The organism is Neisseria sp. P0021.S007, from assembly GCF_051956855.1.
Genome location: NZ_JBQCXA010001367.1, coordinates 1 through 492, shown reverse-complemented (window position 1 = coordinate 492; position 492 = coordinate 1). Strand labels below are relative to the sequence as shown.

The following is a 492-nucleotide window of genomic DNA, read 5'->3' as shown; positions in this document are numbered from 1 at the left end:
ATTTAAAATAGCGAAAGGCCGTCTGAATATTTTTCAGACGGCCTTTTTTCACATGACAGCTTCAGCTTTTATTTTGCCATTCCTTTGAACACTTCATGTGCCACAGCAATGGTTTCGTCAATCAGCTCAGGCGTATGCGCGGCGGAAACAAAACCGGCTTCATAAGCTGACGGGCCGAATGCGACATTGCGGTCGAGCATACCGTGGAAGAAATGTTTGAAACCGTCGATATTGGAACGCGCCATGTCAGCATAGTTTTGCGGCGTATGGCTGGCAAAATACAAACCAAACATACCGCCCACGCTGTCCGCCGTAAATTCAACGCCATGTGCTTTAGCCGCATCGGCAATACCGTTGGCAAGGCGTTGGGTCAAGGCAGTCAGGTTTTCATAGAAGCCTTCGCGCTGAATGATTTCCAGCGTTTTCAAACCGGCGGCAACCGCAATCGGATTGCCGGACAATGTACCTGCCTGATACACGCCGCCCAACGGG

1 protein-coding gene is annotated in these 492 nt (G+C 50.4%); it reads right to left on the bottom strand.

What is annotated here, in order from left to right; all coding sequences use genetic code 11:
* Positions 1–68 precede the first annotated feature (68 nt).
* On the bottom strand, positions 69–492 hold a 424-nt coding region (locus ACTHUR_RS19205), incomplete at its 5' end, for an aminotransferase class III-fold pyridoxal phosphate-dependent enzyme (RefSeq protein ID WP_440400380.1).